The 25608-nt window shown below is 51.6% G+C and carries 20 protein-coding genes and 1 pseudogene; 2 read left to right on the forward strand and 19 right to left on the reverse strand.

Going from position 1 to position 25608, the window contains the following annotated elements; all coding sequences use genetic code 11:
• Positions 1-160: 160 nt before the first annotated feature.
• The 10 genes from H1S01_RS16390 to H1S01_RS16435 form a co-directional block, all read right to left on the reverse strand.
• A complete protein-coding gene (locus tag H1S01_RS16390; protein ID WP_188041483.1) occupies positions 161-1357 on the reverse strand; it encodes an electron transfer flavoprotein subunit alpha in 1197 nt (398 codons plus the stop codon).
• 19 nt (positions 1358-1376) lie between these two features.
• Positions 1377-2162, reverse strand: coding sequence for an electron transfer flavoprotein subunit beta/FixA family protein (locus tag H1S01_RS16395; protein WP_188041484.1), 786 nt, complete (start codon positions 2160-2162; stop codon positions 1377-1379).
• 254 nt (positions 2163-2416) lie between these two features.
• On the reverse strand, positions 2417-2995 hold the full coding sequence (locus H1S01_RS22070) for a methylated-DNA--[protein]-cysteine S-methyltransferase (protein ID WP_207732383.1): 579 nt from the start codon (positions 2993-2995) through the stop codon (positions 2417-2419).
• A 105-nt stretch (positions 2996-3100) separates the two neighbouring features.
• Entirely contained in the window at positions 3101-3871 is a 771-nt protein-coding gene (locus H1S01_RS16405) for a histidinol phosphate phosphatase (RefSeq protein ID WP_188041485.1), read from the reverse strand.
• Positions 3872-4079: 208 nt separating this feature from the next.
• Positions 4080-4355, reverse strand: a complete 276-nt coding sequence (locus H1S01_RS16410) for an HPr family phosphocarrier protein (protein WP_341479120.1) — start codon at positions 4353-4355, stop codon at positions 4080-4082.
• Positions 4356-4364: 9 nt separating this feature from the next.
• Complete coding sequence (gene dhaM / locus H1S01_RS16415) at positions 4365-4760, reverse strand: dihydroxyacetone kinase phosphoryl donor subunit DhaM (protein ID WP_188041487.1); 396 nt, start codon at positions 4758-4760, stop codon at positions 4365-4367.
• 3 nt (positions 4761-4763) lie between these two features.
• On the reverse strand, positions 4764-5405 hold the full coding sequence (gene dhaL, locus H1S01_RS16420; protein WP_188041488.1) for a dihydroxyacetone kinase subunit DhaL: 642 nt from the start codon (positions 5403-5405) through the stop codon (positions 4764-4766).
• Positions 5406-5535: 130 nt separating this feature from the next.
• A complete protein-coding gene (dhaK, locus tag H1S01_RS16425; RefSeq protein WP_188041489.1) occupies positions 5536-6534 on the reverse strand; it encodes a dihydroxyacetone kinase subunit DhaK in 999 nt (332 codons plus the stop codon).
• Positions 6535-6759: 225 nt separating this feature from the next.
• The gene (locus H1S01_RS16430) at positions 6760-8925 is read right to left on the reverse strand and encodes a sigma 54-interacting transcriptional regulator (protein WP_188041490.1); all 2166 of its coding nucleotides are present in this window, start codon (positions 8923-8925) and stop codon (positions 6760-6762) included.
• Between the two features lie 101 nt (positions 8926-9026).
• Entirely contained in the window at positions 9027-10448 is a 1422-nt protein-coding gene (locus H1S01_RS16435; protein WP_188041491.1) for an RsmB/NOP family class I SAM-dependent RNA methyltransferase, read from the reverse strand.
• Positions 10449-10556: 108 nt separating this feature from the next.
• Between H1S01_RS16435 and H1S01_RS16440 the strand changes: the two genes are divergently transcribed.
• A complete protein-coding gene (locus H1S01_RS16440) occupies positions 10557-11960 on the forward strand; it encodes a twin-arginine translocation signal domain-containing protein (RefSeq protein WP_188041492.1) in 1404 nt (467 codons plus the stop codon).
• Between the two features lie 127 nt (positions 11961-12087).
• On the opposite strand, the gene H1S01_RS16445 is transcribed toward H1S01_RS16440, so the two are convergent.
• From H1S01_RS16445 to H1S01_RS16475, 8 genes and pseudogenes are all read right to left on the reverse strand, one after another.
• Entirely contained in the window at positions 12088-13053 is a 966-nt protein-coding gene (locus tag H1S01_RS16445) for a polysaccharide deacetylase family protein (RefSeq protein ID WP_188041493.1), read from the reverse strand.
• The gene (locus H1S01_RS16450) at positions 13053-13442 is read right to left on the reverse strand and encodes a DUF2304 domain-containing protein (protein ID WP_188041494.1); all 390 of its coding nucleotides are present in this window, start codon (positions 13440-13442) and stop codon (positions 13053-13055) included. The genes H1S01_RS16445 and H1S01_RS16450 overlap by 1 nt, the downstream gene beginning before the upstream one ends.
• Positions 13443-13445: 3 nt before the next feature.
• Positions 13446-14162: a glycosyltransferase family 2 protein gene (locus H1S01_RS16455; protein ID WP_188041495.1), complete on the reverse strand. Its 717-nt coding sequence runs from the start codon at positions 14160-14162 to the stop codon at positions 13446-13448.
• Between the two features lie 313 nt (positions 14163-14475).
• Positions 14476-16335, reverse strand: coding sequence for an NADH-dependent [FeFe] hydrogenase, group A6 (locus tag H1S01_RS16460; protein WP_243237390.1), 1860 nt, complete (start codon positions 16333-16335; stop codon positions 14476-14478).
• Complete coding sequence (gene nuoF / locus H1S01_RS16465; protein ID WP_480035608.1) at positions 16332-18215, reverse strand: NADH-quinone oxidoreductase subunit NuoF; 1884 nt, start codon at positions 18213-18215, stop codon at positions 16332-16334. Before nuoF ends, H1S01_RS16460 begins: the two co-directional genes overlap by 4 nt.
• 198 nt (positions 18216-18413) lie before the next feature.
• Positions 18414-18872, reverse strand: a pseudogene (locus H1S01_RS22755) (NADH-quinone oxidoreductase subunit NuoE family protein); the annotation flags it as partial.
• Positions 18873-19180: 308 nt separating this feature from the next.
• Positions 19181-20356 carry a DUF2087 domain-containing protein gene (locus H1S01_RS16470; RefSeq protein WP_188041497.1) on the reverse strand — a complete coding sequence of 392 codons (1176 nt, stop codon included), beginning with the start codon at positions 20354-20356 and terminating at the stop codon, positions 19181-19183.
• Positions 20357-20573: 217 nt separating this feature from the next.
• Complete coding sequence (locus tag H1S01_RS16475) at positions 20574-21737, reverse strand: iron-containing alcohol dehydrogenase (protein ID WP_188041498.1); 1164 nt, start codon at positions 21735-21737, stop codon at positions 20574-20576.
• Between the two features lie 115 nt (positions 21738-21852).
• Between H1S01_RS16475 and H1S01_RS16480 the strand changes: the two genes are divergently transcribed.
• Positions 21853-22170: a nitrous oxide-stimulated promoter family protein gene (locus tag H1S01_RS16480; protein WP_188041499.1), complete on the forward strand. Its 318-nt coding sequence runs from the start codon at positions 21853-21855 to the stop codon at positions 22168-22170.
• On the opposite strand, the gene H1S01_RS16485 is transcribed toward H1S01_RS16480, so the two are convergent.
• Positions 22167-25109, reverse strand: a complete 2943-nt coding sequence (locus H1S01_RS16485; RefSeq protein ID WP_188041500.1) for a PAS domain S-box protein — start codon at positions 25107-25109, stop codon at positions 22167-22169. The genes H1S01_RS16480 and H1S01_RS16485 overlap by 4 nt on opposite strands.
• Positions 25110-25608 lie beyond the last annotated feature (499 nt).

Genomic DNA, 25608 nt, shown 5'->3' on the forward strand with positions numbered 1-25608 from the left:
CCCATGAGCTATGTGCAAACTTTCACATACGACGATGTATTCTATAAAAGCTTAATAAAGTCCTCGTCCCGGTTAAGATTTTCTTCTCTCATCCACTAAAAAATAACCTATTTTAAAAACAAAAAGAGGATGTTCTTCCATCCTCTTTATCTGTATGTTATCAGGCCTGTTTACGCTTCTCAAATTCTTTCGTCAAGGCCGGCAGAATTTCCAGCACATCGCCGACGATGCCAAAATCGGCGACTTTAAAGATAGGCGCTTCCGGGTCTTTGTTCACGGCTACGATGATGTCTGATGAGGACATCCCGGCAAGGTGCTGAACGGCGCCGGAGATTCCACAGGCAAAATATATCTTCGGACTGACGGTTTTGCCAGTCTGTCCCACTTGATGGGGGTGGGGCATCCAACCGGCATCGACGACAGCTCGGGAGGCTCCTACGGCAGCACCGAGCACCTGGGCCAGTTGTTCGATGACCTGGAAGTTTTCCGGCTTGCCCATGCCGCGGCCTCCGGAGACGATGATCTCCGCTTCTTCCAAGTTACAGGCCGCCGTGCAGGCATTGACCACGTTGACGAGGGTGGTGCGCAGGTCAGCCGGCTTTACTTTGCTCGGCACTCTTATAATTTCTCCAGTCCGGCTGTAGTCTGGGATGGGGCGCTTAAATACGTTCGGGCGTACGGTCCCCATTTGGGGGCGGTGATTCGGGCACAAGATGGTCGCCATGATGTTACCGCCAAAGGCAGGTCGAGTCCAAGCGACCAAACCCGTCTCTGCATCGACACCCAGTTCGGTACAGTCGGCCGTCAGTCCTGTTTCGACGCGGCAGGCGACCCGTGGACCAAGGTCGCGGCCGTTGATGGTGGCGCCAAGTAAGAGCACATTCGGTCGGTATGTATTCACCAGATCGGTCAAAGCGGTCGTATAGGCATCCGAGTCATAATGGCTGTATTCCGGTCCTTCGACGACGTAGACCTTGTCGGCACCGGATGCGACAGCCTCCCGGATTAGCGTCTCCACTCGGTCACCGATGACGACGGCAGCCAAGTCCTGCCTCATAGCATTGGCCAGTTTGCGGCCTTCCCCGAGCAGTTCAAAGGAAACGCTGCGGGCTTGGCCGTTTTCTTGTTCGATAAAGACCCAGAGTCCGCGATAGTCCTTGTTTTCGTCCGTCTTTTTCGGTGAATCCTCTTCTCTGACGATGGCTTCAAAGGGACAAGCGCTGACACAAGCGCCGCAGAGGGTACAGCTTTCGGTGATGCAAGCCTTACAGTCATCTATAACGATCGCGCCAAAGGGGCACTGGCTTTCGCAGGCCCCGCAGCCGGTGCATTTTTCGTCAATCAAGCGAATGGCCATATGGAAAGATCTCCCTTTTTCAGATAATTTTCGATTCCAGCAGTTTTTCGACCAGCTTAGTTGCCGCTTGCTGGGGGCTGTCGGCGTCGATGATTTGCCCTTGCACTCGTTGTTTGGGGGCAAAAATGCGGCGTACCTGTGTGGGCGATCCCTTTAATCCCAGTTTCTGTTCGTCTACGTCCAGATCGGCCATTGTATATACAGGGATTTCGGTCCGTTTCGCCCGCATGATGCCTTTCATGTTCGGCAGACGCGGTTTATAGGCGGCTTTGGTAACGGTAACGACGAGGGGCAACGGGGCGTTGATGACGGCATAACTCTCTTCTTGTTCCCGTTCTACGGTAACCCGCTCTCCCTCTAGGTCGATCTTCGCCACATGGCTGATCAGGGGAATCTCCAGTTGCTCCGCCAATTCGGGGCCTACCTGGGCCGTGTCGCCGTCGATGGCTTGTTTGCCGCAAAGGATCAAATCAAAACGCCCCAGTTTACGGATGCCGGCAGCTAAGGTATAGCTGGTGGCTAACGTGTCGGCGCCTCCAAAGGACCGGTCGCTGAGCAGTACGGCCCGATCAGCACCGATGGCGATGCATTCTTTTAAGGCTTCCAGAGCTTGAGGCGGTCCCATGGAGATGACCGTCACTTGGCCGCCATGCTTTGCTTTAAGTTGTAGCGCCGCTTCCAAGGCGTACTTGTCATAGGGGTTAACGATGCTTGGAACGCCTTGGCGGATGAGGGTGTTCGTTGCCGGATCGATTTTCACTTCCGTCGTATCAGGTACTTGTTTAACACAGACGATGATCTCCATTCAGGTTGACCTCCCATCGAATCGGATGAGCTTTTTACGGGCTACTCCGATAATCCTCTGGTATCATTCATTCAATCCATATGATGAAAAGTCCTCCTGGTGTGTCATTTATTCTCAAATAGATGCTGGGCTTGATGATGTTCCCAGACACTAAAATTTCATGAACCCCATGGCGACAGGCTATGATGCAAACGTTTTTTTTACGAAAAAAGTCCCCTTCCGAACAGTGACGGAAGGGGATTTCACTTTTTAGCTCACCGAGGGGTTTCTTCTGGGGATGTGTGCACCTTCTGTTCATGGGCCAGCAGCCACTCTTTTCGCCAGAGCCCGCCGGCATAGCCAGTCAGTTTTCCGTTGCTGCCGATGATACGGTGGCAGGGAACGATGATGCTAATGGGGTTTTGGCTGTTGGCCCCCCCGACAGCTCGGACCGCCTTGGGGTTGCCCACAGCTTCGGCGATATCCTTATACGATGCGGTCTTTCCGTAGGGAATGTCGGGTAATTTGCGCCAGACTTGTTTCTGAAACTGGGTGCCTTGGGGGTTAAGCTTTACGTTGAAATCTTTTCGAGTTCCCCGGAAGTACTCGTCTAGCTGTTGAAGGCAGGCGGTTAGACATTCGGGAACGCTTGCTTCCTGTGCTGCTCCTCGCTCGCATCCAGGAAAAAAGTCTTTTTTGCTTGGTAAAGGACGTTCGTCGTTAGTCAGAGGGCCTGTTTCTCCGGAATTATCCCCCTCTTCGACAAACATGACCGATAAGATCCCTTCATCCGTCCCTTGTATTTCCAACAGGCCGATGGCCGTAGGATACCAAGCCCGATGTATCTCCGTCATCGGCTCTTCCTCCAATTCCGCCGTATCGATATGAAAAAAAACACCGTTACCACTTTCAGCACTATAACCGTCATCACTGCGTCATTGTCTAACCAGAGAAGAATGCTACTTCATGAGCTGCGGCTTTCGTTTATCAAACCAGATCGGTCGTAATTGGCACCGTTCAGCTAGTTCGAGGGCTTTATCGAGGCGACGTCCGATATCGCTGGGATTGTGTGCGTCCGATCCGATCGTTACCCATTGGCCGCCCAGTTCTCGAAAGCGGCGGTAGATCGGGAAGAGTGACTCGACGGCCCTGGGGTTATCGAATCGTCGGGAGTTGATTTCGATGGCCTGCCCCCGCTCGGCGAGCAAGGTCAGGATGGGGTCGATGCGATCTCGGAAGTCTACATAGTCTATTTCCGGGTCCTCTAGGGCTGCATAACGGCAGATATAGTCAATATGACCGAGTGTGTCGACGAAGTCAAAGCCTTTTACACAGGCGTACATGGTATCAAAGTAGCGGTCGTAAGCCTCTTTTTTGCTCCGGCCCTGGTAGAAAGCCTCCGGGTATATCTCCTTCTTGTCAACGACATGGACAGACCCGATGATGAAATCAAAGGGATACTGGGCCGCCATTTCCCGGCTTTTTTCTGCTAATTCACAGCGCATGCCCATCTCGATGCCAAGTCGCAGGCGAGGATTACGGTAGCGGTCGTATTCACGAAAGTAGTCGTCAAGATTGAATTTGAAAAACTCCGGTTGAGGGTATTCCAGATCCATATGTTCCGTAACGATGATGCCGATATCCAAGCTCTTTGCTTTGGCTATAGCCTCTTCGATGAACATCTGCGAATCCGTAGAAAAACGAGTATGGACGTGAGAGTCAAAAATCATGAGAGACCTCCTATTTTTACGGTAAGAAAAGAGTGCTGAATGCTCGAACCACTTGCTGCTTATATCTTCAACAGGCGAAAAAGCACCTATTCTCTTTCTTTATTGTACTGAAAAGCACCGGTCCGCGGGAAGAGAATCTTCCGCAAGCCGGTGCTTTTTTACGCAAATAGGTTTATCCAATATCCCCCGTTAAGGAAGCATGACGAAGCTATCCTTCGCCGAATTTGCTCTCAACAAGCGCCGCTAAGGCAGCCAAACATTCTGCTTCATCCTCTCCGTCGGCGGTCACCGTAAAGGCGGCCCCCGATCGAAGGCCCATGGTCATGACTCCCAAGATACTTTTCGCATCTACTTGCTTGCCGCCCGAGAGGATCTTCACTTTACTCTTAAACTTCGACGCTGTTTGGACGAACTGGGAGGCTGGACGGGCATGGAGGCCCGTCGGATTCGTTAGTACCAGTTGGATTTCGGTCAAGTTAAACACCCCCCAAGCTTACAGGCACTTGCGCATTTCCCGAGCACCTTCAGCGGTGGCCAGTACCTGTTCTAAGGAACTGCCTACAGAAGCCTCGACGACGGCGCCAATAGTTCCTTCTAAAATCGGTGCATCGGCGATCCGGACACGGGCACGAAGGCTTTCGTCGAGAATCTCCAAGGCGGTGTCGGTGCTGAGGACAGCACTGCCCAGATCGACCATGACGACAACTCCTGCCTCGGTCATGGCCTCCTCGATGGCTTCACTGACTCTCATGGCGTCGGTGCCGATAGAGCCGTCAGCCATCCCTCCGGCAGCGATGATCTTTTGTTCCGGCTTAGCCATCTGCTGGGCCAGTTCTCGGATGCCTTCGGCCACTTTCGCGCTATGGGAGACAATTACTATTCCAACCACGATTTACGCCCCTAACTGCTGGTTATGGAAGAATTCCGTCAATGCGGCCAGCATGAGATAAGATGAGGTAGCGCCAGGATCCTGATGGCCTAAACTGCGCTCACCGAGGTAACTGGCTCGCCCCTTGGTGGCGATGATCGTCTTGGTAAACTCGATGCCCTCTTTGGCGGCCTCACAGGCCACTTCCAGGCTTTCGACTAAGCTTTTTTCAGCTTTTGCGGCTTCGACAAAGGCTTCGTAGGCCGGCTCCATCGCATCGAGCATCGTCTTTTCGCCCCGGCTGGCTTTCCCCCGGTCCTTGATTCCCTGAAGTGCAGCAGACCAGATCTGGGCGATTGCCTCCTGGTCGAGGGTCTCTTTTCCCTGAGCGGCTGCGGCAGCCCGCATGAAAGCCGTACCGTAAAGGGGGCCGGAGGCTCCGCCAACTGTCGAGATGAGGGTCATGCCAGTCATTTTCAACAATCCGCTGATGTCCGTTTCTGGAGCTGCCGCACGGATTTTTACCCGCACAGCCTCAAAACCTCGTGCCATATTAATGCCGTGGTCGGCGTCCCCGATAGCCGCATCGAGTGATGTCAACAATTCCTTATGCTGAATAATCCTATCGGCGACGGCTTCCAGAGCCGCGACGGTGAATGAACTCACGAAGCCACCTCCCTCAAAAAGGCCTTTTCTTCGTACTTTTTGATGTCCAAAGCCATGTAATTAGATGACCAAACATTAGATAGCGAAATCTACGCGACGATCTCACAGGGCGTTTGCTTAACCGATGATTTTACGCTTGAACGAATGCCGGCGTATCGGCGGCGGCAAAGAGCAGTTCCTTCGTTTCAGCATCCAGTTTGAGCAGGGAAATAGAGAACCCGGCCATCTCCAGGGAAGTCATGTAGTTGCCGACCAGGGTTTTGGCAACTTTCACGCTGGCGTCGCTGAGGATCTGATGGACTTTTCGGTTAACCAGATAAAGTTCCATCAAAGGAGTTGCACCTAGACCGTTGACCAGAACAGCCACTTCGTCACCGGAAGCAAGCTTGAGGTCAGCAAGAATTTTTTCCATCAGGTGGGCTGTCGTTTCATCGACCGAACGCAGTTCTTCCCGGTGTGTGCCTGGTTCGCCGTGGATACCGAGGCCGATTTCGACTTCATTTTCGGCCAGGGTAAAGCCAGGTTTGCCGGCTGCCGGAACGGTGCAAGGGGTCAGGGCCATCCCCATGGAGCGAACATTGGCGATGACTTTTTCGGCTACTTGTTGGACCGCTTCTAAATCGGCGCCAGTTTCCGCTTTGGCACCAGCGATTTTGTGCACAAAAACCGTACCGGCAATGCCACGCCGTCCTGTCGTCCAGGTGCTGTTTTCAACAGCGACGTCGTCATTGACGATGACCTTAGCCACCTTGATGCCGTCGGCTTCGGCCATTTCGGCAGCCATGTCAAAGTTCATCACGTCACCGGTGTAGTTTTTGATGACGAGCAATACCCCTTTACCGCTGTCGACGGCTTTGATCGCTTCGTAGACCTGATCCGGTGTGGGCGACGTAAAGACGGCTCCGGCGACGGCACTGTCAAGCATCCCTTTGCCGACAAAACCGCCGTGGGAGGGTTCATGACCGCTGCCCCCGCCGCTGACTAAAGCTACTTTGCCGGCTACAGGCGCATTAGTACGAACGATTACATCGAATCCTTCGAGACGACGGACATACTGGGGATGGGCGAGAACGATACCTTGCAGCATTTCTTCGACGACTTGCTCTGGTGCGTTAATGACCTTTTTCACAAATAATCGCCTCCGTCAATCTTGTTCGTTTTCTAATTTCTGTGCTTCTTCCACGTTTCATGTACCTGCTTTGGAGACTCACTGACCTCCATGGTTATGTAATTTTTCGAACTTACTCAGGTATATATGCAAAAATCATGCCAAGGCTTACCGCAGTGAGACAAGGCTCAACTTGGGGAAATAGTATCAACTTCGTTGAAGTTGCTTGATAGATTTTCCCAAGGCTCATCCCTTTTCCCAAGCGATAGTTTTTTCTATCCCATATTTGCGTGCTTTTGCTGCAATCGTTTTATGAGTCAGTCCGAGGGCTTTTCCGGCAGCGTTGAAGGAGCCGTGTTTTTTCAACGCCAAAGCGATGATCTCTTTTTCGTACTCCTCCCATCTCAGCAGGTCCGGCGAGGAATCACCCAAAATATTCTTTATCCTGCTTTCAGGGTACTGTTTGCCCGCTTCGTTTATGCTCCTTGGTTCTCGCGTACCCTCGGGCTCACCGGGATCACTGTCTGTCTCGGAAACTACAGACCGTTTGCTAGTCAAGGAGGGCATCGTCTGTGTGCCCGTTTCCCGGAGATAGACGGGGAGATCGCTTAGGTCAATCTGTCCATGATCGGTCAAAGTGACGACCCGCTCGATGATATTTTCTAGTTCTCTCACGTTGCCTGGCCAAGGATATTCCATCAACATCGCTAAGGCTTCCCGACTGATCCCTTCGATCTTCTTACCCAAGTTCCGGGCTAACTTCTCGATAAAGTGCTCCACCAAGAGCGGAATGTCTTCTTGCCGCTCCCGCAGGGGCGGGAGATGGATGGGGATCACGTTCAGCCGGTAGTATAAGTCTTCTCGAAACCGGCCCTCTGCGACCATTTGCTCGAGATCCTGATTTGTGGCGGCAATGATTTTGACATCGATGCGGTGGGTCTCTTCTCCCCCTACCGGTGTGATCTCTTTTTGCTGCAGTGCCCGGAGCAGTTTCACCTGCATGTTCTTATCCATTTCACCGATTTCGTCGAGAAAGATCACGCCATTACGAGCCAGCTCAAACTTCCCCATTCTTCGCTTGACGGCCCCGGTGAAGGCTCCTTTTTCGTGGCCGAAGAGTTCGCTTTCGAGCAGGTTTTCAGGAATGGCGGCGCAATTCACGCGAATAAATGGGCCTTTGGCACGAGGTCCCGCTGCGTGAATGCCCTCGGCCACCAGTTCCTTGCCGGTGCCACTCTCTCCCCGGATGAGGACCGTCGACGGCCCTTCGGCTGCTTTGGCTGCAATCGCCAGTGCGTCGAGGACTTTGCCGCTTTGTCCAATGTAACGATCGAAGGCCTTGCCCGGTTTTTTGGCTCGCTGCAGTTCCTGTTCCAGGTATTCGGCGCGGGCAGCGAGACGAGTCAGTTTTTCCATTAAGGAATGCACTTCAGAGATATCTTTGACGATTGAGACGACACCGGTGACCTCCCCATCGATGATGATGGGATAGGCATCGGCGATGACGGTGATACCGGACTTGCGTCGGATTTCTCCAGAAACGGCTTTGCCCGTCGACAGCGCCCGGCTTCTCGCCCCATCGGGAGATGTTTCTTTCACGTTCTGGCCGATGAGCAGGTCTTTTCCTTTGTTAAACATGCCTTCATAGGCTGGGTTCACATAGGTGATGTATCCCTCCCGGTTCACCACAGAGATGCCGTCCTGTACCGATTCCAGCAGGAGTTGAAGGCGTTCTTTAAGTTCTTTCACTTCCTGCAGTTCCCCGGTCACTTTGTCCAAGACGGAGATGTCCTCAAAAATGGCTACGGCGCCCTTCACCTTCCCGTCGACGATGATGGGAGAGCGATTGGTGATGATGGTCGAAGCACCGAGGGCTTGGCGGCATCCCAGTTCCGCTTGCCGAGTCTCTGTGACGATATGCATCCGCGAACCGGCGATGACTTGGCTGGCCTTTCTGCCGATGACGTCCGCCGCCGATCGATCCATGATTCTTTCGGCGGCAGGGTTAAAGATGGTGATGATGTCATTTTCATCGGTGACGATGAGCCCATTGGCCATGCTGGTGAAGACATGTTCCGCCGTCAAGGCGTTATCTTGGAGGAGCCCGTCGACCTGGTTAAGCATCCGTCCACTGGACATGGGAAAATCACTTTCCAGAAGTTGTACCAGTTCCCAAACAGCGGGACGGGTTTGGTCGCCTTGGGCCGACACCCAGACCATTTCCCCTTTTTTGACGGCAGCGGTTACGATCTGCATTAGGTTGGTCGCCGGGATTCGCTCTCGGTCCCGGCAGCGTAGAAACAATGATACCTGGTATCTGGATTGAAGCTCACTCGATTTTTGGACGATCATGGCCGCTACCCGCGTGTGCAGTCCCTTGTCATGCCGGATGAGGACCTTCTGTTCGTACATCCGATCAATCCGCCTTTTTCGTTCGCTGCAAAATTTACTTCCCTATCGCTCGAAGCGATACCATCAGGGGAATGGACATCCTTCATTTGCGAGGTAGTTGCTCATGTCCATCGGAGCCCTTTCGGGTAGTGATTTTTCAACTGTCCTCCGGCAACTTTCCCCCATCCTAGGGGATAGCCGCTTACGGTGACGATCGTCCATCCTCCGCCCTGGTTAGGCACGGACAGGCTTTCTCCTCGTAAGTACCGATAGACCTCTTCACTGTCCGGCGATAGCTCGACGCTCTTTTTCCATTCCCCCGCTGTAAGAGCAAGAGCCAGCGCGTGGGCCGGTTCAAAACGTCCTTTTTTAATCGTTCCTAAATGCAAGCCTGTTCGGGTGACTTTCAAGCGTTCCAAAGAGGGAAGTTCTCCGGAGACCGCATAGAGTTGTTCGCCAAAAAGCAGATAGGGGCCTTGAGGGACTGTATTCAGACTTTCTTTACAAAACGCCTCGTACCAGCGGTATACATCAGCAGGCAGTGATGGATAGGCGGCAGGCAGGTTTGGCTCGCTACGCCCTCGACCAGACTCTTTCTTCGTCTTGCCACTCTCCCTGCTTGCTCGGCTTACCGACGGATCTGTCACACCATCAAGGGAGTTTCTTTTGCGCAACCGGGCGATAAAGTGTCCTTCTCCACGGAGCCTGTGAGGCCAGAGCCGGACCGTGTGAGGAAGAGTAGCCGCTTGAAAATAATCAGCGGTAGGTACTGGTTCCAGGGTAAACTCCGGGTACTTCTCCAAGAACGCTTCGATCTGTTTTTCATTTTCCTCCGGGGAAAAGGTACAAGTCGAGTACACCATGACCCCGCCCGGTTTGAGCATTTTCACGGCTTCCGGGAGGATCTCTTGCTGTAACGCAGCACAGTGAGCCACTTTTTCCTCCGACCAGTCCTCGATCGCCTCGGGCAGCTTTCGGAACATTCCTTCGCCGGAACAGGGGGCATCGACGACGATGCGGTCGAAATATTCCGGGAACCGGCGCGACAGCTTGTCCGGCGGTTCGTTCGTCACGAGGATATTACGGGCACCCCAGCGTTCTAAGTTTTCCGATAGGGCTTTGTTGCGCTTCGGGTGGATCTCGTTCGCCACGAGCAGTCCTTCGTGGCGAAGATAACCAGCGATCTGGGTCGCCTTACCGCCGGGAGCGGCGCACAAATCCAAGACGCGTTCTCCTGGTTCTGGTTGAAGCGCTTCCACCACCGCCATGGCACTCGGTTCTTGAATATAGTACAACCCGGCGGCATGGAAGGGATGTTTTCCCGGTCGCTCCCCTTCCTCGTAATAATAGCCAAGGTCGCACCAGGGAACAGCTGTAGGGGTAACAGGGATGGAAGGGAGAATCTCCCGATTTACCCCTTTTAACGGATTCAGCCGGAGTCCCTGCGCCGGATTCTCCCGATAGCTTTGCATAAACCGGTCAAATTCATCTTCCGGCAATATTTGCTTTATTCTACATTGAAACTCTTCCGGAACGTTTATCATCGTACACCTTACTTCTGCTTTTATTTGCTTCCATTGACTTCAACGTGAGACTTTAGTACGCTCTTTATATGTTTCCGGAATAGCCGGAGCGTACTTAAGGAGAAGGACATGTTTAAGGGAAATAGACTTATGAGCCGGCGCTCCTTTCTCGCCGCTGGCGTCGGCGCTACCGCCGTCGGTGCCTTGGCTTTGTGGGAAAGCAAGCGTCACCATCTATTTTATCAAAAACCGGCAAATCCGTGGACGCCCCGTTCTTTATCGGAAGCACCCGATATCGAGCTGCGCAGGCATCCCTATCCTTATCGAGCGAGTATGAGCATCACCTCGGACATCGATGGCTCATCGCCCAAAGAGTTTGGCGTCATCCACCAGTTTTTAAATACCGACCGGGAGACTGAAACCGGAAAAGGTCTCGGCCTGGATGTAGGTAATTCCTGTTGGATGGTCGTCGATTCAGACTGGCCCGGTACCATCGACCGTGAAGGCAAGACGATTCGCCAGCAGATGAGTTACTGGAGCAGTACGGCGATGAAGGAAGAGTATGCGGCGCTGTTGATCCGAAAATATACCCGTTGCGGTTGGATCGATTCGGTCCACAGCTACGGTGATTTTAACCGGAACGACCCTGGCCCGACTTCTTTCACCCGGGCTATCGCGGAACGAAGCATCACCGAATGGAAGCACCGGGGATTACAATATACTGTCTGGATCGATCACGGAAACAGCTCCAACGTGCAGAATCTGGGGCACAAAGGGTCGACCCGCACCTATCAAGGCGGCGACGATCCCTCATCCCCTTACTACCACACCGATTTGTTGATCCCCTACGGGATTCGCTTTGTCTGGCACTCCGCCACTTCTGCCGATGAGGTTGATTTTAGCCGTTCCGATCTGATTTATCCGATCGTGCTCGGTGACGGTCAGAAGGTCTGGGGATTTCATCGCTACTCTTGTGCGAAACATTGGTTTCCCAAAAACCCCGATTTTCTCTGGAGTCCCTACCTGCTTCAGCGGCAAGTCACGGAAGACAATCTGTCCCAGTTGATTAAACAGGGTGGTTTTTGTTCCCTTGCGCAGCATTTAGGCGGCCCTACCGATCTGTATCTCGCTTTTCCTGAGGAAGCACTGGGTCCATTGCGCCGCATTTCGGAACTGTTCCATCAAGGGATTTTGTTTGTGGCTCGAACCTCTCGCTTGTTGCGCTACAACCAGGTGAACAACTTCCTCCGGTTCCGAGTCCAGAGTGATAGCGAAGGTCACTCTATCCTTCTGGATGCTGTGGACGACCCCCATTTGGGCAGCTTCAAACCATCCTTTGACGATTTACGAGGGACGACCTTCTATTGCAACGATCCCTCAACAGTTCGGCTCTTTTATGGCGATCGGCAGATTCCCGACGAGTTCATTACTCGAAATCCCGCCGATCACACGGGACGGCCCAGCATCTCCCTGCGCTGGTATGAACCAGATTACTCCGATTACTATGAGTACGGACAAGGATTGGCCTATTAGCGGGATCGTCGAGGTAATCGGACAATCGACGACGATAAAGGGACATTACTGTGTTATCCGTCCATGGTCTTGTGTATAGCGACTTGTGGAAGATGCAGAAATGGCTAGGCATACGCCTAGCCATTTCTTATTGTGCTTGCTTCGATTTTAATCGTTGAATAAACCCGTTCAGACCGTCACTCTGTGCGACCGGGATCCGGGCGATCGCTTTAAGGTTGTTCTTATGTTTGATTTTACTCATGCATAGACCCATGCTATAGCCTAATTCATCCATCGTCTGCATGACTTTTTCATCATATTCTCCGTAAGGGTAAGCCAGTGCATAGACATCCCAGCCATAACGTTGCTCGATAAAGGTTTTCGCTTGCCGCAAGTCTTCTTTTACGCGGCTGTTGGCTTCTTCTGTCGTTTCCAGTTGACCGTTCGCTTTCTTTATTTTTGTGATCAGTACTGAAATTCCGTTCACCTTATCGTGGGAATCAAAGGTGTGCGATTGTACATCACAAAGTCCACTAGCGACCATCTCATCCATCTGCGGCCAGGAAAGGTAGTCTGACTTATCGGGAGCGTAGGGTTTGTTAGACTTCTCGAATTGTAACCAATTCACCACCGGGAAAATGGTAAAAGGATAGTTATGTTTCTTTAAGACGGGATAGGCCAGTTGGTAACTCGATTCATACCCGTCATCGAGCGTGATGACAACCGGCTTTTGAGGCAACGGCGTTCCGTTTTTGTAATGATCCCAAACTTGCCGCAGCGCCACCACGTGATAGCCTTCCTGTTGCAAATAGTCCATCTGCTCCGAAAAATCATCCACATAGACAGCGACTTCCTGCTTGGGCCAGTAGCCTCGCGGGGCAAAATGATGATACATGAGAATATAGATGGGTTCTCCCTTTTTTAGAAAAGGCCCCTGGTCCTGCGGCTGCTTTGATTCTGTCTGTGTCGATTCTTGTGGTACCGTGGTTTCGGTAGATGATGGCGACGGCGGTGCCGTTTTCGAACATCCCACGATCAGTAAGAACAGAAAAAGAAACAGTCCAGCATAAAGAAAGTATCGTGGGTATCGATACCCGCCCGACTTTGTACGCATTATTTACGCTCCTTTTCGCGGATTCCGTTGGTATCTGCCATTCGTTCCTCCAACTCCCGGATGCGTTGGTTGAGCAACGCCACTTCTTGCACGACCCGGGTGTGCTTAGAGTCTAATTTAGAAATGATCACGGAAAAATGCAGGATCAAAGAGAAGCAAAAGATCAGGCCGAAAAAGAACAATGCCGCCGGCGCATAGTAGATGCCCAAGGCTTGGGCAATCCATTCCAGGAGTTCATGCTTCAACGACAGCAACAGCATGAGAGCACCCACGAAGAGCCAGAGGATGGAGTACTGCTCTTTTAAGGAATAGCGACGCACCATTTCCAGGACAAAGCCGAGGAAAATGACGCTGATGACGGTGGCATAGTTGTAAACAGTCAACTCCATCGGTTAGGCCCCCTTGAGCTTTGGCCGTACCACATTGATCATGATCGCCAAGAGCACTTTGATCATATAGTAAATCGATTTCACCGGTGTAATCGATGAGGTGCCCGCTTGTCGAGCGTCCATGCCTACGGAGACCTCAGCGATGCGAAAACCGGCTCGTTTCAGCAAAACGAGTGCTTCCACTTCCGGGTAGTCCGTCGGGTAATTACGGGCATAGAAAGCGATGATCTCCCGATCGACGGCGCGGTAGCCGGAGGTTGTATCGGTGAACTTTTGACCTGTGATCAAGCTGACGACCAACGAAAAAATGACCATGCCCAGTCGGCGCATGATCGTCGATCGATAAGCTGTTTTTTCTACGTACCGGGAGCCTACGGTCATATTGACGTCCCCTCGCAGCAACGGGGCGAGGAGTCTAGGCAGATCATCGGGATTATGCTGCCCGTCGGCATCTACTTGGACGGCGATGTCATAACCGCGACGATGAGCGAAGATATAACCGGTCTGCATGGCGCCGCCGATACCTAAGTTGTGGGGCAAGTCGATCACGGTAACGCTGCCGACATCCCGGGCTGCTTGGGAAGTATTATCCTTAGATCCATCGTTGATGACGACAATATCGTAGTGTTCCGGTAAAGCCTGGATTTTGCGTAAGACCGTAGGTATGCTGTTTTGTTCATTATAGGCCGGTATGATGATGAGCACTTTTTTCTTTTCCATAGGGCCTCCTCATACTCCTGCGGCCTTGGACACGTTGCAGCCATTATCTGTATTAAGCGCAGGACAAGGATAGCACAGTGTCCGGTAATTTTCAATGTGTGGACCGTCTTGCTCACCTTCTCAGGAATTAGGCAGAGGTGCACTATCTCATGAAAAGGAAAAGCTCCTAACCTTCACCTGCAGTTAGGATCTTTTCCTTTAAATAAAGGGTTCAAACAAAAGCTCGCTTTAATGGTTCAAACAGGGCTCGCCCTACTGAATCCGTCGATTATGAAAGATAGTTTCACGAACAAGTTTCTTTACTACTGAGTCATTACTTCACACGCTCTTGGTATCCCTCGGTATGCAAAAGCCGGTGAGCCAGTTCGCTGCCCGGATGGCCGAGAATCTCCCGGTAAAGGAGTTGAACGACAGGGTTCTCGTGGCTGTAACGCAAATTTTTGTGGCTGTCGATGTCATAAAGAGCGTCGGCACGGTCATGACGATAATCGAGGGAGACTTTCTTATGATCACGGCCGCCGAGGATCGGTTGACCGCCGCCGCCGACACAGCCGCCGGGACAAGCCATCACTTCGACAAAATCGATCCTCTCCCCGGCCTGAATCGCCTCAAGGACACGACGGGCGTTTCCTGTCCCGTGGGCGACCGCCACACGGATGTCATATTCGCCGAGATTGACATGGAGCAGTTTTAAGCCCTTTTCCCCGCGAACCTCCCGGAACTCAATCGGCGCCGGTTGTACTTTGTCGTTCTGCCCAGTTCCATTGCCTAAAAGGACCCAACTTGTCGTCCGTAAGGTAGCTTCCATGACACCGCCTGTAGCCCCAAAGATCGTCCCCGCACCGGTTACTTCCCTGAAGGCCGAATCAAAAGGTTCATCGGGCAGTTCGGAAAACTCGATGCCCGCCTCTCGAATCATGCGCACCAGCTCTCGGGTGGTTAAGACATAATCCACATCGGGACGTCCATCGTAGCCGTGCTCAAGGCGGGCAGCTTCATACTTTTTCGCCGTACAGGGCATGACGGCGACGGAAACGACCTTCTCCTTGGGAAGGTTTCGTTCTTGATGGTATGTGTACCGCGTCAAAGCGCCGAACATAGACATGGGCGATTTGCAGGTCGAAAGGTTTGGGATGAACTGGGGATAGTGATGTTCGACCAGCTTAATCCAGGCTGGGCAGCAAGACGTGAAGAAGGGCAACTGACCGGCTTGAAAACGGTGCAAAAACTCGTAAGCCTCTTCAACGATCGTCAGGTCCGCCGCAAAATCTGTCGCCAAGACTTGATTGAATCCGAGGCGGCGCAGCGCCGCTACCATCTTGCCGGTCACTTTTGTTCCCACCGGTAGTCCGAAGGCTTCCCCTAATGTGACCTGGATGGAAGGGGCTGTTTGGACAACCACGTGAACTTCTGGGTCGGCGAGGGCTTTCCAAACATCGTCGATGCATTCTTTTTCCGTAAGGGCACCGACAGGACAAGAGAGGACACATTGACCGCACATGATGCAATCCACATCACCCATATCCCGGGAAAAGGCCGGGGCGATGATTGTATCAAAGCCGCGATTTTGGGCAGCGATGACACAGTTTTCCTGAACCTTGGCACAGATGTTTTCGCAGCGCCGGCAATGGATGCACTTGTTGGGATCATGGCGAATGGAAGGGTTGTTCTCCTGTACGGGAATCTGGTGGGCTTCTCCTTGTACCTCAATGCGGCGGATCCCTAAATTATCGGCGATGTTTTGTAATTCACAGTTGAGGTTGCGGATACAGGAGGTACATTCGCGCGAGTGATCCGACAAAATCAGTTCTACCACGCGCTTACGGGCTTTGCGGACTCGCGGCGTGTTCGTGTACACCTTGAGTCCCTCTGCCACCGGGTACACACAGGCGGCTTGTAAAGACCGCTGCCCCTCGATTTCCACCAGGCAGACTCGGCAGGCACCGATCTCGTTGATTTCCCGGAGGTAGCAGAGACTGGGAATCGTAATGCCCACTTCCCGGGCCGCATCTAGCACCGTTTTGCCCGCCTCAATTTCGACTGGGCGCCCGTCGATTTCAAGGCGCACTTTTTTAGGGCCGAAGAAATGAGAGGAACGAGATCTGGTGTGTACCTCGGCAGACGTAAGCGGCGGCATCTCCGGGATAATAGGCCGTTTCAGATCGATCTTCATCGTTCTCCCTCCTGTGCGATCACATGGACCGGACATTTTTGGGCGCAAGCGCCGCAAGCGATGCACAGTTTTGCATCAATAGCAAAGAGTGTTTTGCGAATTTCGCCGGAAATAGCCTGTACTGGGCACACTTTGACACAGAGTCCACAGCGCCGGCATTTCTCCCCATCGATCCTATACTTGCCTTTCGGCTTTAAGGCTGCGCAAACACCGGCAGGACAGCGTTTTTCTTTGATATGAGCTTCATATTCATGGCGGAAATGACGCAGGGTGCTCAAGACTGGATTCGGAGCCGTCTGTCCTAAGCCGCAGAGCGAAGCCTCCTTGATGTCGTGTCCGAGTTCTTCCAAGAGGTCAAGGTCTTTCATGGTTCCCTTTCCTTCAGTGATACGGGTGATGATCTCTAACAGACGGCGGGTGCCGATACGGCAAGGGGTACACTTTCCACAAGACTCATCTTGGGTGAATTCGAGATAAAAACGGGCGATATCAACCATACAATCCGTCTCATCCATGACGATGAGCCCGCCTGAGCCCATCATAGAGCCTATTTTCATCAAGCTGTCGTAGTCGATAGGAATATCGAGATACTCAGCAGGCAAACAGCCGCCAGAGGGCCCGCCGGTCTGAACAGCTTTAAATGCTTTGCCCTTGGGAATACCGCCGCCGATGCCATAGATGATGGTACGCAGTGACGTCCCCATGGGCACCTCGATGAGTCCTGTATTGTTGATTTTCCCGGCTAAGGAGAAAATCTTTGTTCCCTTGCTCCCGCTCGTCCCCATCGCAGCGTACCAATCGGCACCCTTGCAGATGATCTGAGGGATGTTGGCATAGGTCTCCACATTGTTGAGTAATGTTGGTTTCCCCCAAAGGCCGCTGATGGCGGGATAAGGCGGACGGGTTCGCGGTTCGCCTCGTTTGCCGCTCACCGAATTCAGCAAGGCTGTCTCTTCGCCGCAGACAAAAGCGCCCGCACCTAGGCGAATCTCGATATCAAAGGAGAATCCGGTTCCCAAGATATTTTTACCGAGCAGCCCAGCCCGGCGGGCTTGCTCAATGGCGACTTCAAGGCGGTGAACGGCGATGGGATACTCGGCCCGGACATAGACAAAGCCTTGCTGGGCGCCGATGGCATAACCGGCGATCGTCATCGCTTCAAGGACGGCATGGGGGTCGCCCTCGAGTATGCTCCGATCCATAAAGGCCCCCGGGTCGCCTTCATCGGCGTTACATACCACGTATTTTACGGTTTCTTTTACGGCAGCCGTATAGGCCCATTTTCGACCTGTTAAAAAACCGGCACCTCCCCGGCCTCGAAGACCGGAGCGGGTGATCGTCTCGATCACTTCTGTAGGCTTCATCGCGGTGAGCGCTTTCGCCAGGCCAAAATAACCGCCGCTGGCAATATACTCATTGATGTTTTCCGGATCGATGATGCCGCAGTTGCGCAAAGCGACCCGGATCTGAGGATGGAAGAACTCGTTTTCATCGATGGTATTTCGAGACGCCCCTTCGGGCGGGTGTTTATAGAGAAGGCGGTCCATCGTCTGTCCCTGAACGATGTGGCGTTCTACGATTTCCGGCACATCGTTGGGAGTCACTTGGCAGTAAAAGACGCGCTCTGGATGAACGACCAAGATAGGTCCTAGTTCACAAAAGCCGAAGCAACCTGTATGTACAACAGCGATTTCTCCATCTAAGCCCCGCGCCAGCAGTTCCCGCCGCAAAGCGGACTGGATTTCCACGCTGCGAGACGACGTACAGCCCGTACCAGCACAGACGAGGATCTGGTGCCGGTATAGCTTGGCCGCTGGCTCTGCTGCCAAGGCATCGTCGGCTTTTTGGAATACCCAATCGGGTACTTGATCAGGGTGCATCCGCTGGATGTATCGCGCAGCATAGCTGTGGCGGATCTGTTCTAACCTTTGCGGCGACAGTACGGGTCTGATGATCGGTTCTGCCTGAGTCGGCGGTAGGTGATTTTTCAAACGGTCGGCTTTACCGGTGACAGTATCGATACCTGTGTCGGCTTCCGTTGTTGTGGCACCCTCCTGATCCCGCTGCCGGTATTGCCGAATCAGTTCAGGTACGTCAGAGGCTTTGACCCTGCCGTGAACTTCCCCATCGATCAGCACTGCCGGCGCCAAGCCGCAAGCACCGACACAGCGTGTATTAGTCAACGTAAATAAACCATCGGTCGTCGTCTGATCCATGTCAGCGGCCAGTTCCTTTTTGATCGCTTCAAGCACCTCGGGAGCACCCTTAACATAACAGGCTGTTCCAAGGCAGACGCTGATCGTATGTTTGCCCTTCGGCTTCGTCGTAAAGAGGCTGTAAAAGGTGACTACACCGGCCACTTCACTGAGAGGCAGGCCGACTTTATCGGCGATATAGCCGAGGATATCTTCCGGGAGGTATCCATACAGTTCCTGCGCTTTCTGCAAAATGCGAATCAGCTGGCCTGGGCTATCCTTGTACTGGCTGATGATTTTATTCAGATCATCGAGTCGTTCCATAAAAGCGCTCCTTTCCATTGGCCGCAGACAATAATCGGAACATTTCAGTATAACGAGTAGTATTACGTATAAGTGAATTATATCACTATTCAGATAGTTAAGTTCGCACAATTACATATTCTTCTGCCGCTTTTCATTCAAATTACTTATATCATATCGAACACCTATGCCAAAGTGTTTTTAAGGAATTTCTGTAATTTTTTCAAAAATATATACATGCAACCGAATAAAAACATAAGGAGAGCGACCTAATGCTTTACGTCGCTCTCCTTACTGCTGCTATGAAACAATCGGTGTTGTTCCCCAATCGCTCTTCTCTTTCGGTCTTACTTCTCCTTCGGCATTTTATGATACCCTTTATCCCCGTACGGTTGCAGTTTGTCCATCCAGATTTCCTCGAGCATCTTCAACTCTTCTGTATAATCGCGGTTGACTTCTTCCGTCGGTTTAATCTGCTCAAGCACTTCAAAGGTAAACTGATCCGCTCCATAGGTGTTCCAATCTTGTTGCAACTCTTTATTCCGGTGAGCCCCATGCATTAAGGTAAACCGGTTTTTGTTGAAGGCGGCCGAGAGATTTTTGCTGGTCTCGATAAAGACCTTCCCCGTTTGCTGATTTTTGATTTGAATGATCCCCATATCTCGAAAAGACTCTTTATATTCTCTTTTAATCTGAGAACGTCGTTCCTTATCCATGCTGTCTCCCTTCTCCGCTTGAACTTTTTCCATACTATCATCCGCATTCACGTCGGTCTTGACCCAGTAGGCGCTGCCATCGTCGGCTCGTTCCATGTAACCATAGTCGATGAAACAACGGCGGATAATGGCATAATCGGGGTAAACTTCTTTAATGATCTCGTTGACTTCTTTTTCGCTGTATTTTCGATTTTGTGCAAACTTCCTGATTAAGTGGTTCAGGATGATGATTCTTCGCTTTTCCTTGTCTGGAAAACGAGTCAGCGGTCCCTCTAGCCCCTCTTTGAAACAGCTGCGCAACACCTTCTCCGCCTCTGCCTCTGTAATCACTGGAGATACAGGGCCGCCTTTCGGGTTCCCCTTGGTGTCCTCGGATTTGTCTCCCTTATCGAGGGTGTCTTTCAATAACTCCATCATGGCTAGAAAGGCTTTGGCCTGCCGTTCCTTTTCCTTTAAGTTAAACCGGTGGTTTCGTATCGTTGAGGCACTGCCGCCCAGTTCGTCACAAATCTCTTTATCGCTGTAGCCGTTATAGAAGAACGTCAACAGTTTTTTCTGGTGATCCGTGATTCCCGTGTACTTTTTATCTAACTCGAGCAGGACTTGAAACATTGAGCCATGTTCCTGGGCCACATGCAGCTCTGCCGACTTTTCCGCATCAAAAAAGCGATCCTCTATCGGAAAAACCTGTCCTTGCAAAAAAGCGGTGCCGCAAACAATACAGACAAAGCTTTTCATTTTTTCATCCCAGCGATATCCACGTTTTATCTCGTCCAAGCTAGCTTCCCAAAAATAATCATTACTCATAGATGTTATCTCCTTTAGTCCATTAATACATAGACATAATACAAAAGTGTTTGGCTTTTGTCAACGACCTGGTGACTGGATTTCTTTACAAAAGCCTTTTGTGTCTTTTCCTGGCCCGGTAAATACAAAAGAAAGCTGGCCCGGAAGAGTCATCCGGCCAGCTTTCTTAGTGATACACTGGGGTCCATAGGCACAACCGATGCTGAATAGGGGCGGCCTACTGAGGGATCGCTTCAATAGCCGTTACATCCCCCTGGAAGACCCCTTGTAAAAAGGCGATCATCTGGTCCGCCCTCACCGGCACCGGATTGACACGGGTCGATCCCTTCATGGCCTTTTCCACAAGGTCCGCAAAGTCTTTTTCAAAATCCTCTTGGACGATTCCTGTTTCCCGGAAGGAGGAGGGAATATGCAGCGTCCTGTTCAATTGCTCGACCGAATCGACAAAGTCATCACTGCCGATGCTATGGGCTAATCGCTGCAATTTCAAAGTCACTTCTCTATCACGACGATTGAACCGCAGCACATAAGGCAATAAAATTGCATTGAGCAACCCGTGACCGAGACCAAACCTGCCACCGACAGCGTGCGCGATCCCATGGGCCATTCCCAATCCAGAATGATTGAAAGCTAACCCGGCCATGCACTGGTACAAATGCATCTTATCGCGGCTTTCCGGGCTTTTTTCCAGGTACGAAGCCGGTAGGTTGGCAAAGATCCCCTCTACAGCGCCCTGGGCCAAGGGCTCCATAAATGGGCCCATGTTCCGGTTGATGTAGCTTTCGACGGCATGCGTCAGCGCATCCATACCCGTCTCGGCAACCACATGGGGCGGCATGGACATCGTAATCTCTCCGTCCAGGATCGCGATATCGGGGATCATGGCTGTTGTTTTCAGTCCAATTTTTAAGTTCTGTTCTTTGAAGGTGATAACTGACGCTTTGGTTACCTCACTTCCCGTGCCGGAAGTGGATGGGATAGCCACAAAGGTCAGTTTCTGCCGCCGCTCAGGAAGCGGGATGGTGAGGACGTTTTCAAAAGAAATCTCAGGGTATTCATAAAACAGGCTCATCACTTTGGCCGCATCGAGCGCCGATCCGCCCCCGATGGCGATGAGCACATCCGGCCCAAAGGTTCGCATCTGTTCGAGCCCCTGTAACACGATGCTGGTGTCTGGATTGGGACCGATACCCATAAAGACTGACGTGGCACATCCCTTTTGCTGAAATATCTCTTCAATACGTCCGATGGCACCGTTGGCAAACATCGATTGACCGCCGGTGACGATCATGGCTCGTTTGGCATCCAGCGTTTTTACGTGTTCTATGGCGCCTCGCCCTGCGACGATAGCCTGGCCTCCGAGTACGATTTTTTCAACCATTGAAACTCCATCCTTTTTCTTGAAAAGTTCCATAGAATTCGTGTGTTCCTCATACCCGTCCAATTCTACCGATCACAGCCGCAGTCCTCCTACCACAAAAGAAAGGAACTTTACTATGCAGAACAACGGAAGGATCACCCGGGAAAAGAAAACCGTTCAGGCGATGATTCAGCTCTTTTGCGACGCCCACCATGGCCAGAAAGGCGGCCTCTGCCCTGATTGCCAAGAGTTGATCGACTATGCCTTCGCCCGCTTAGAGCGATGCAAATTTGGTGAACAAAAATCGACTTGCGGTAAATGCCCGGTTCACTGCTACAAAAAAGACATGCGGGAGAAAATCACCGCGGTCATGCGCTTTTCTGGACCTAAAATGCTGACGAAACATCCCATCCTGGCCTTTTGGCACCTCGTCGATGGAATCGGAAAAGGTTAACTCTCCCCTACTTCCGTCGATTCAATGATCGATTCGATCAGACCGACAAAAATACTGACGAGCCGCGGATCAAACTGTGTGCCCGAAAAACGCCGCAACTCTGCGACAGCCTCCTGAGGAGTCAAGCTATGCCGATAGGGCTGGTTATGGGTCATTACATCATAGGCATCGACGATCGCTAGTATACGGGATTCAAAGGGGATTCCCTCACGGGCTAATTGTTGCGGGTAGCCGCTGCCATCCCAACGCTCATGGTGAAATAAAATCCAGTCAGCCACATGGGCAATCTCCGTCTTCAACTGGGCGATCCGGTAGCCCACTTCACTATGGCGCTGCACTTCCAAATACTCCTCTGGCGCCAACATACCCTGCTTGCCTAAAATCTCCCGGGAGACGGCCACTTTACCAATATCGTGATATTGACCGGCCAAGCGCAAATTATTGACCTGGTCTGCTCGTAATCCGGCCGCCGCACCGAGCTGGGCTGCTAAATCACCGACACGCTGCATATGGCCCATCAAGTCCCTTTCTTTCGTGTCCAGTTTCATAGTCAGCGCTCGAAGGATGATCTTACGGACCCGACTCTTATGGCGCATCTTCTCCCGGTACATGTTATCATCAGCGTCCCGAAACACTTCTATCATGCTTTTTTCGGCGTCGCCCTTTACGGCATACCCTAATGACACATAATGGGGCAGTTCGGGATGGACCACGTTCAGTGCGTCAACGGCGAGGCGAATTCGTTGGCTGATTCGTTGTGCCGCCTTCCCGTCTCCCTCCGGCAAGAGGATGGCGAACTCATCCCCTCCGATGCGTGCCACCACATCGCTCGCACGGACACAGCGCGTAAGCGCTTGGCCAATACCTGTCAAAAGTTTATCCCCCACAGGATGTCCTAAGGTATCGTTTACACTTTTCAGCCCATCGACATCGCAAATAATGACTCCGACCGGCGATGTAGATCCAGCCAAACGACTCATTTCTTCTTGAAAGTGGGCTCGATTGTACAAACCCGTCAACGGATCGTGGGAGCAATAATAGCGAAGTTGTTCCTCCATCTGTCGCCGTTCGGTCATGTCACGACCGATTCCGACCATACCGATCACATCACCTGTTGACGTCCCGATGGGAGACAGGGAAATATGGTAGAAGCGTACACCTTCCGGAAGGTGCACAGTCCACTCTACAAAAATGGGTCCCCCCCACTGTGTCTGCAACTGGGGCCGTTCGTGGTCCCAAAAGGGCTCGACATCAGTAATTACCTGACTGATATGCGTTCCAATGATTTGAGCCGGGTTGTAACCCGAAGTCTCCGGCCATTCCCCATAAATGCCAGTAATTCGTCCACCCATATCTAAGGTAAAGACCAGATCACGAATAGACTCGACGAGGGTACGAAAGCGTGCTTCATTCTCCCGTACCGCTTCATCGGCCAATTTTCGCCGAGTAATGTCAACGACTGTCCCTAAAATGGCTGGTTTCCCTTCGTAGCTGACCGGTGTGCCCAATACTTCCAGATAAATCGATGTGCCATCCTTTTTAAGGCCTCGAATCTCGTACGGATTCGGTTCGGCCTGGCTTGTCAGTCGGCGGTGAACATTTCCTTGAACCATCTCTCGGCTTTCCGAGTGGATCAGTTGCAGATAGTTGGACATAGCTAGAACTTCTTCTTCGGTGTAGCCAAAAAACTCAGAGAACCGGGGGTTTACGAAAACGAAACGTTCATTTTGCAGGACATAAACACCGACGATCGTGTTTTGAACAAGACTCCGGTATTTCGTTTCCGATTCCATCAAGGTCCGGTTTGATTGATTAAGGAGTTCCATGTCCCCCACGATCGTCGTCGCCATCTGCTGAATCGTTTGACACAACAAGCTCAACTCTCGCGGCTCCGAGTCGCAGCTATCGTCACACTTCAGTTGTTCAAACTTTCCCGCCTGTATCATTCGAGAGACTAACATCATTCGTTGGATCGGTATCTCTATCCGATCAGATAGCCGGCGTATATACGGTAGAACCACCAGCAGAAGGATTACATAGGTGCCAAAGAAAAAGGCAAGCTTCCGATAAAAGGGGCCCAACAGTTCCTGCTCATCCATTTCACTGATAACGACCCAGCCCAGTTTCGGTATAAATTGAGAGACCCCGATGACTCGCTGACCCCGGTAGTCCCAGTAAGCAGAGCCCTCCGTCTCACCTCGCAGTGCCTTTTGAAACCCTTCTGTATTGACCATGTTCTGCTCGGGAAAGGGATTTTGGCCTCTATCGTCTTGGGAAAAACCGGAGCGGGTGATCACTTTTCCTTCCCCGTCAACGAGATAGGTTTCTTCCTCTCCACCAAAACGGTAATTCTCCATCAGTTTGGAAATCGTTGACAGCTTAATCGTTCCAACGATCAACCCGTTTAATTCTCCAGTTTCTCTGAATAGGGGATAGGATAGGGTAACAACGGGCTCCCCCGGCTCCCCCGTGGCTCGGCTAATCAGAACATCGAAAATATGTTCTCGTCCTTGTAAAGCCAACTGAAAGTAATTGCGTTCCCGCACGTCCACAGGTTTGTCCCGAGGACTTTCGATTTCCGCCAGCCCTTCTCTATTCACAAAAGCAACCCAACTAAAGTCGGTATAATTGCTCAAAAAGGCCTGAAAATTTTGGTTCATCATAGGTTTATTCAAGTGCTGGACGAATTCCATTTGAGCTAATCCTCGTAACTCAGACGCCTTTTGGGTAACCCAGTTGTCGACAATCGCATTTTGCATGGAAACGGTATGGTTGATATGATGGATCGCATCGTGCTTATGTTCGTCATATTCATAATAGGCAATCAATACTGTCAAAAGTGCCGGAATAGCCATTAAAAAGAGAGTGAAAAAACGAAAAAGTCCTCGCAGTGTTCGAATATCAAATAGCTCTTTCCCTTTCGAAAACCACCGTTTCACGTCCATCGTCTCCCACGCCGCCTTATTTCTCCCACAGGAGCCCCTGGTTTAAACCTAAAACAAAAACTTCTCGAAACAATAACCTCATCGAAAAACGAGGTAGTTTTCACAAACATATTTCGCTTTAAATAGGGAAAAGTCCTTTGCCCAAATTTATCGCTATGGTTTTTTTATTGAAGGGATTCTTTATATTCTATTTTGATGATTATCGCTACCTCCTCCGTACCGTGATCATGAGTGCCCTGCTGGATATCGGCGGTTGGCCTTGCTGATCAAACGGAATGCCAAAGAAGACAGCAATAGCCCGCAATAATCCATGGAAGTAAGTAGGCCCCGCATATGCCACCGCCTGGGTGCATATCCGGGGCCTACCTTTTTAGGTATTACGTAAGAAATGGGTATGGTATCGGTTATCGGTTATCGGTTATCGGTTATCGGTTATCGGTTATCGTTTATATGTTATCTGATATCGGTTATCGTCATTGTACTGCCTAAGAGT

The organism is Heliobacterium chlorum (genome assembly GCF_014502795.1).
GTDB classification, from domain to species: domain Bacteria; phylum Bacillota; class Desulfitobacteriia; order Heliobacteriales; family Heliobacteriaceae; genus Heliobacterium; species Heliobacterium chlorum.

What these genes read in the sequence shown, in the direction of transcription:
- H1S01_RS16450 (WP_188041494.1), bottom strand. Translation starts at nt 13,442, where the DNA reads ATGGAGTTGACTGTTTACAACTATGCCACCGTCATCAGCGTCATTTTC.
- H1S01_RS16390 (WP_188041483.1), bottom strand. Translation starts at nt 1,357, where the DNA reads ATGGCCATTCGCTTGATTGACGAAAAATGCACCGGCTGCGGGGCCTGC.
- H1S01_RS16455 (WP_188041495.1), bottom strand. Translation starts at nt 14,162, where the DNA reads ATGGAAAAGAAAAAAGTGCTCATCATCATACCGGCCTATAATGAACAA.
- H1S01_RS16395 (WP_188041484.1), bottom strand. Translation starts at nt 2,162, where the DNA reads ATGGAGATCATCGTCTGTGTTAAACAAGTACCTGATACGACGGAAGTG.
- H1S01_RS16435 (WP_188041491.1), bottom strand. Translation starts at nt 10,448, where the DNA reads ATGATAAACGTTCCGGAAGAGTTTCAATGTAGAATAAAGCAAATATTG.
- H1S01_RS16445 (WP_188041493.1), bottom strand. Translation starts at nt 13,053, where the DNA reads ATGCGTACAAAGTCGGGCGGGTATCGATACCCACGATACTTTCTTTAT.
- H1S01_RS16440 (WP_188041492.1), top strand. Translation starts at nt 10,557, where the DNA reads ATGTTTAAGGGAAATAGACTTATGAGCCGGCGCTCCTTTCTCGCCGCT.
- H1S01_RS22070 (WP_207732383.1), bottom strand. Translation starts at nt 2,995, where the DNA reads ATGACGGAGATACATCGGGCTTGGTATCCTACGGCCATCGGCCTGTTG.
- H1S01_RS16475 (WP_188041498.1), bottom strand. Translation starts at nt 21,737, where the DNA reads ATGGTTGAAAAAATCGTACTCGGAGGCCAGGCTATCGTCGCAGGGCGA.
- H1S01_RS16460 (WP_243237390.1), bottom strand. Translation starts at nt 16,335, where the DNA reads ATGAAGATCGATCTGAAACGGCCTATTATCCCGGAGATGCCGCCGCTT.
- H1S01_RS16405 (WP_188041485.1), bottom strand. Translation starts at nt 3,871, where the DNA reads ATGATTTTTGACTCTCACGTCCATACTCGTTTTTCTACGGATTCGCAG.
- H1S01_RS16480 (WP_188041499.1), top strand. Translation starts at nt 21,853, where the DNA reads ATGCAGAACAACGGAAGGATCACCCGGGAAAAGAAAACCGTTCAGGCG.
- nuoF (WP_480035608.1), bottom strand. Translation starts at nt 18,215, where the DNA reads ATGCACCCTGATCAAGTACCCGATTGGGTATTCCAAAAAGCCGACGAT.
- H1S01_RS16470 (WP_188041497.1), bottom strand. Translation starts at nt 20,356, where the DNA reads ATGAGTAATGATTATTTTTGGGAAGCTAGCTTGGACGAGATAAAACGT.
- H1S01_RS16430 (WP_188041490.1), bottom strand. Translation starts at nt 8,925, where the DNA reads ATGTACGAACAGAAGGTCCTCATCCGGCATGACAAGGGACTGCACACG.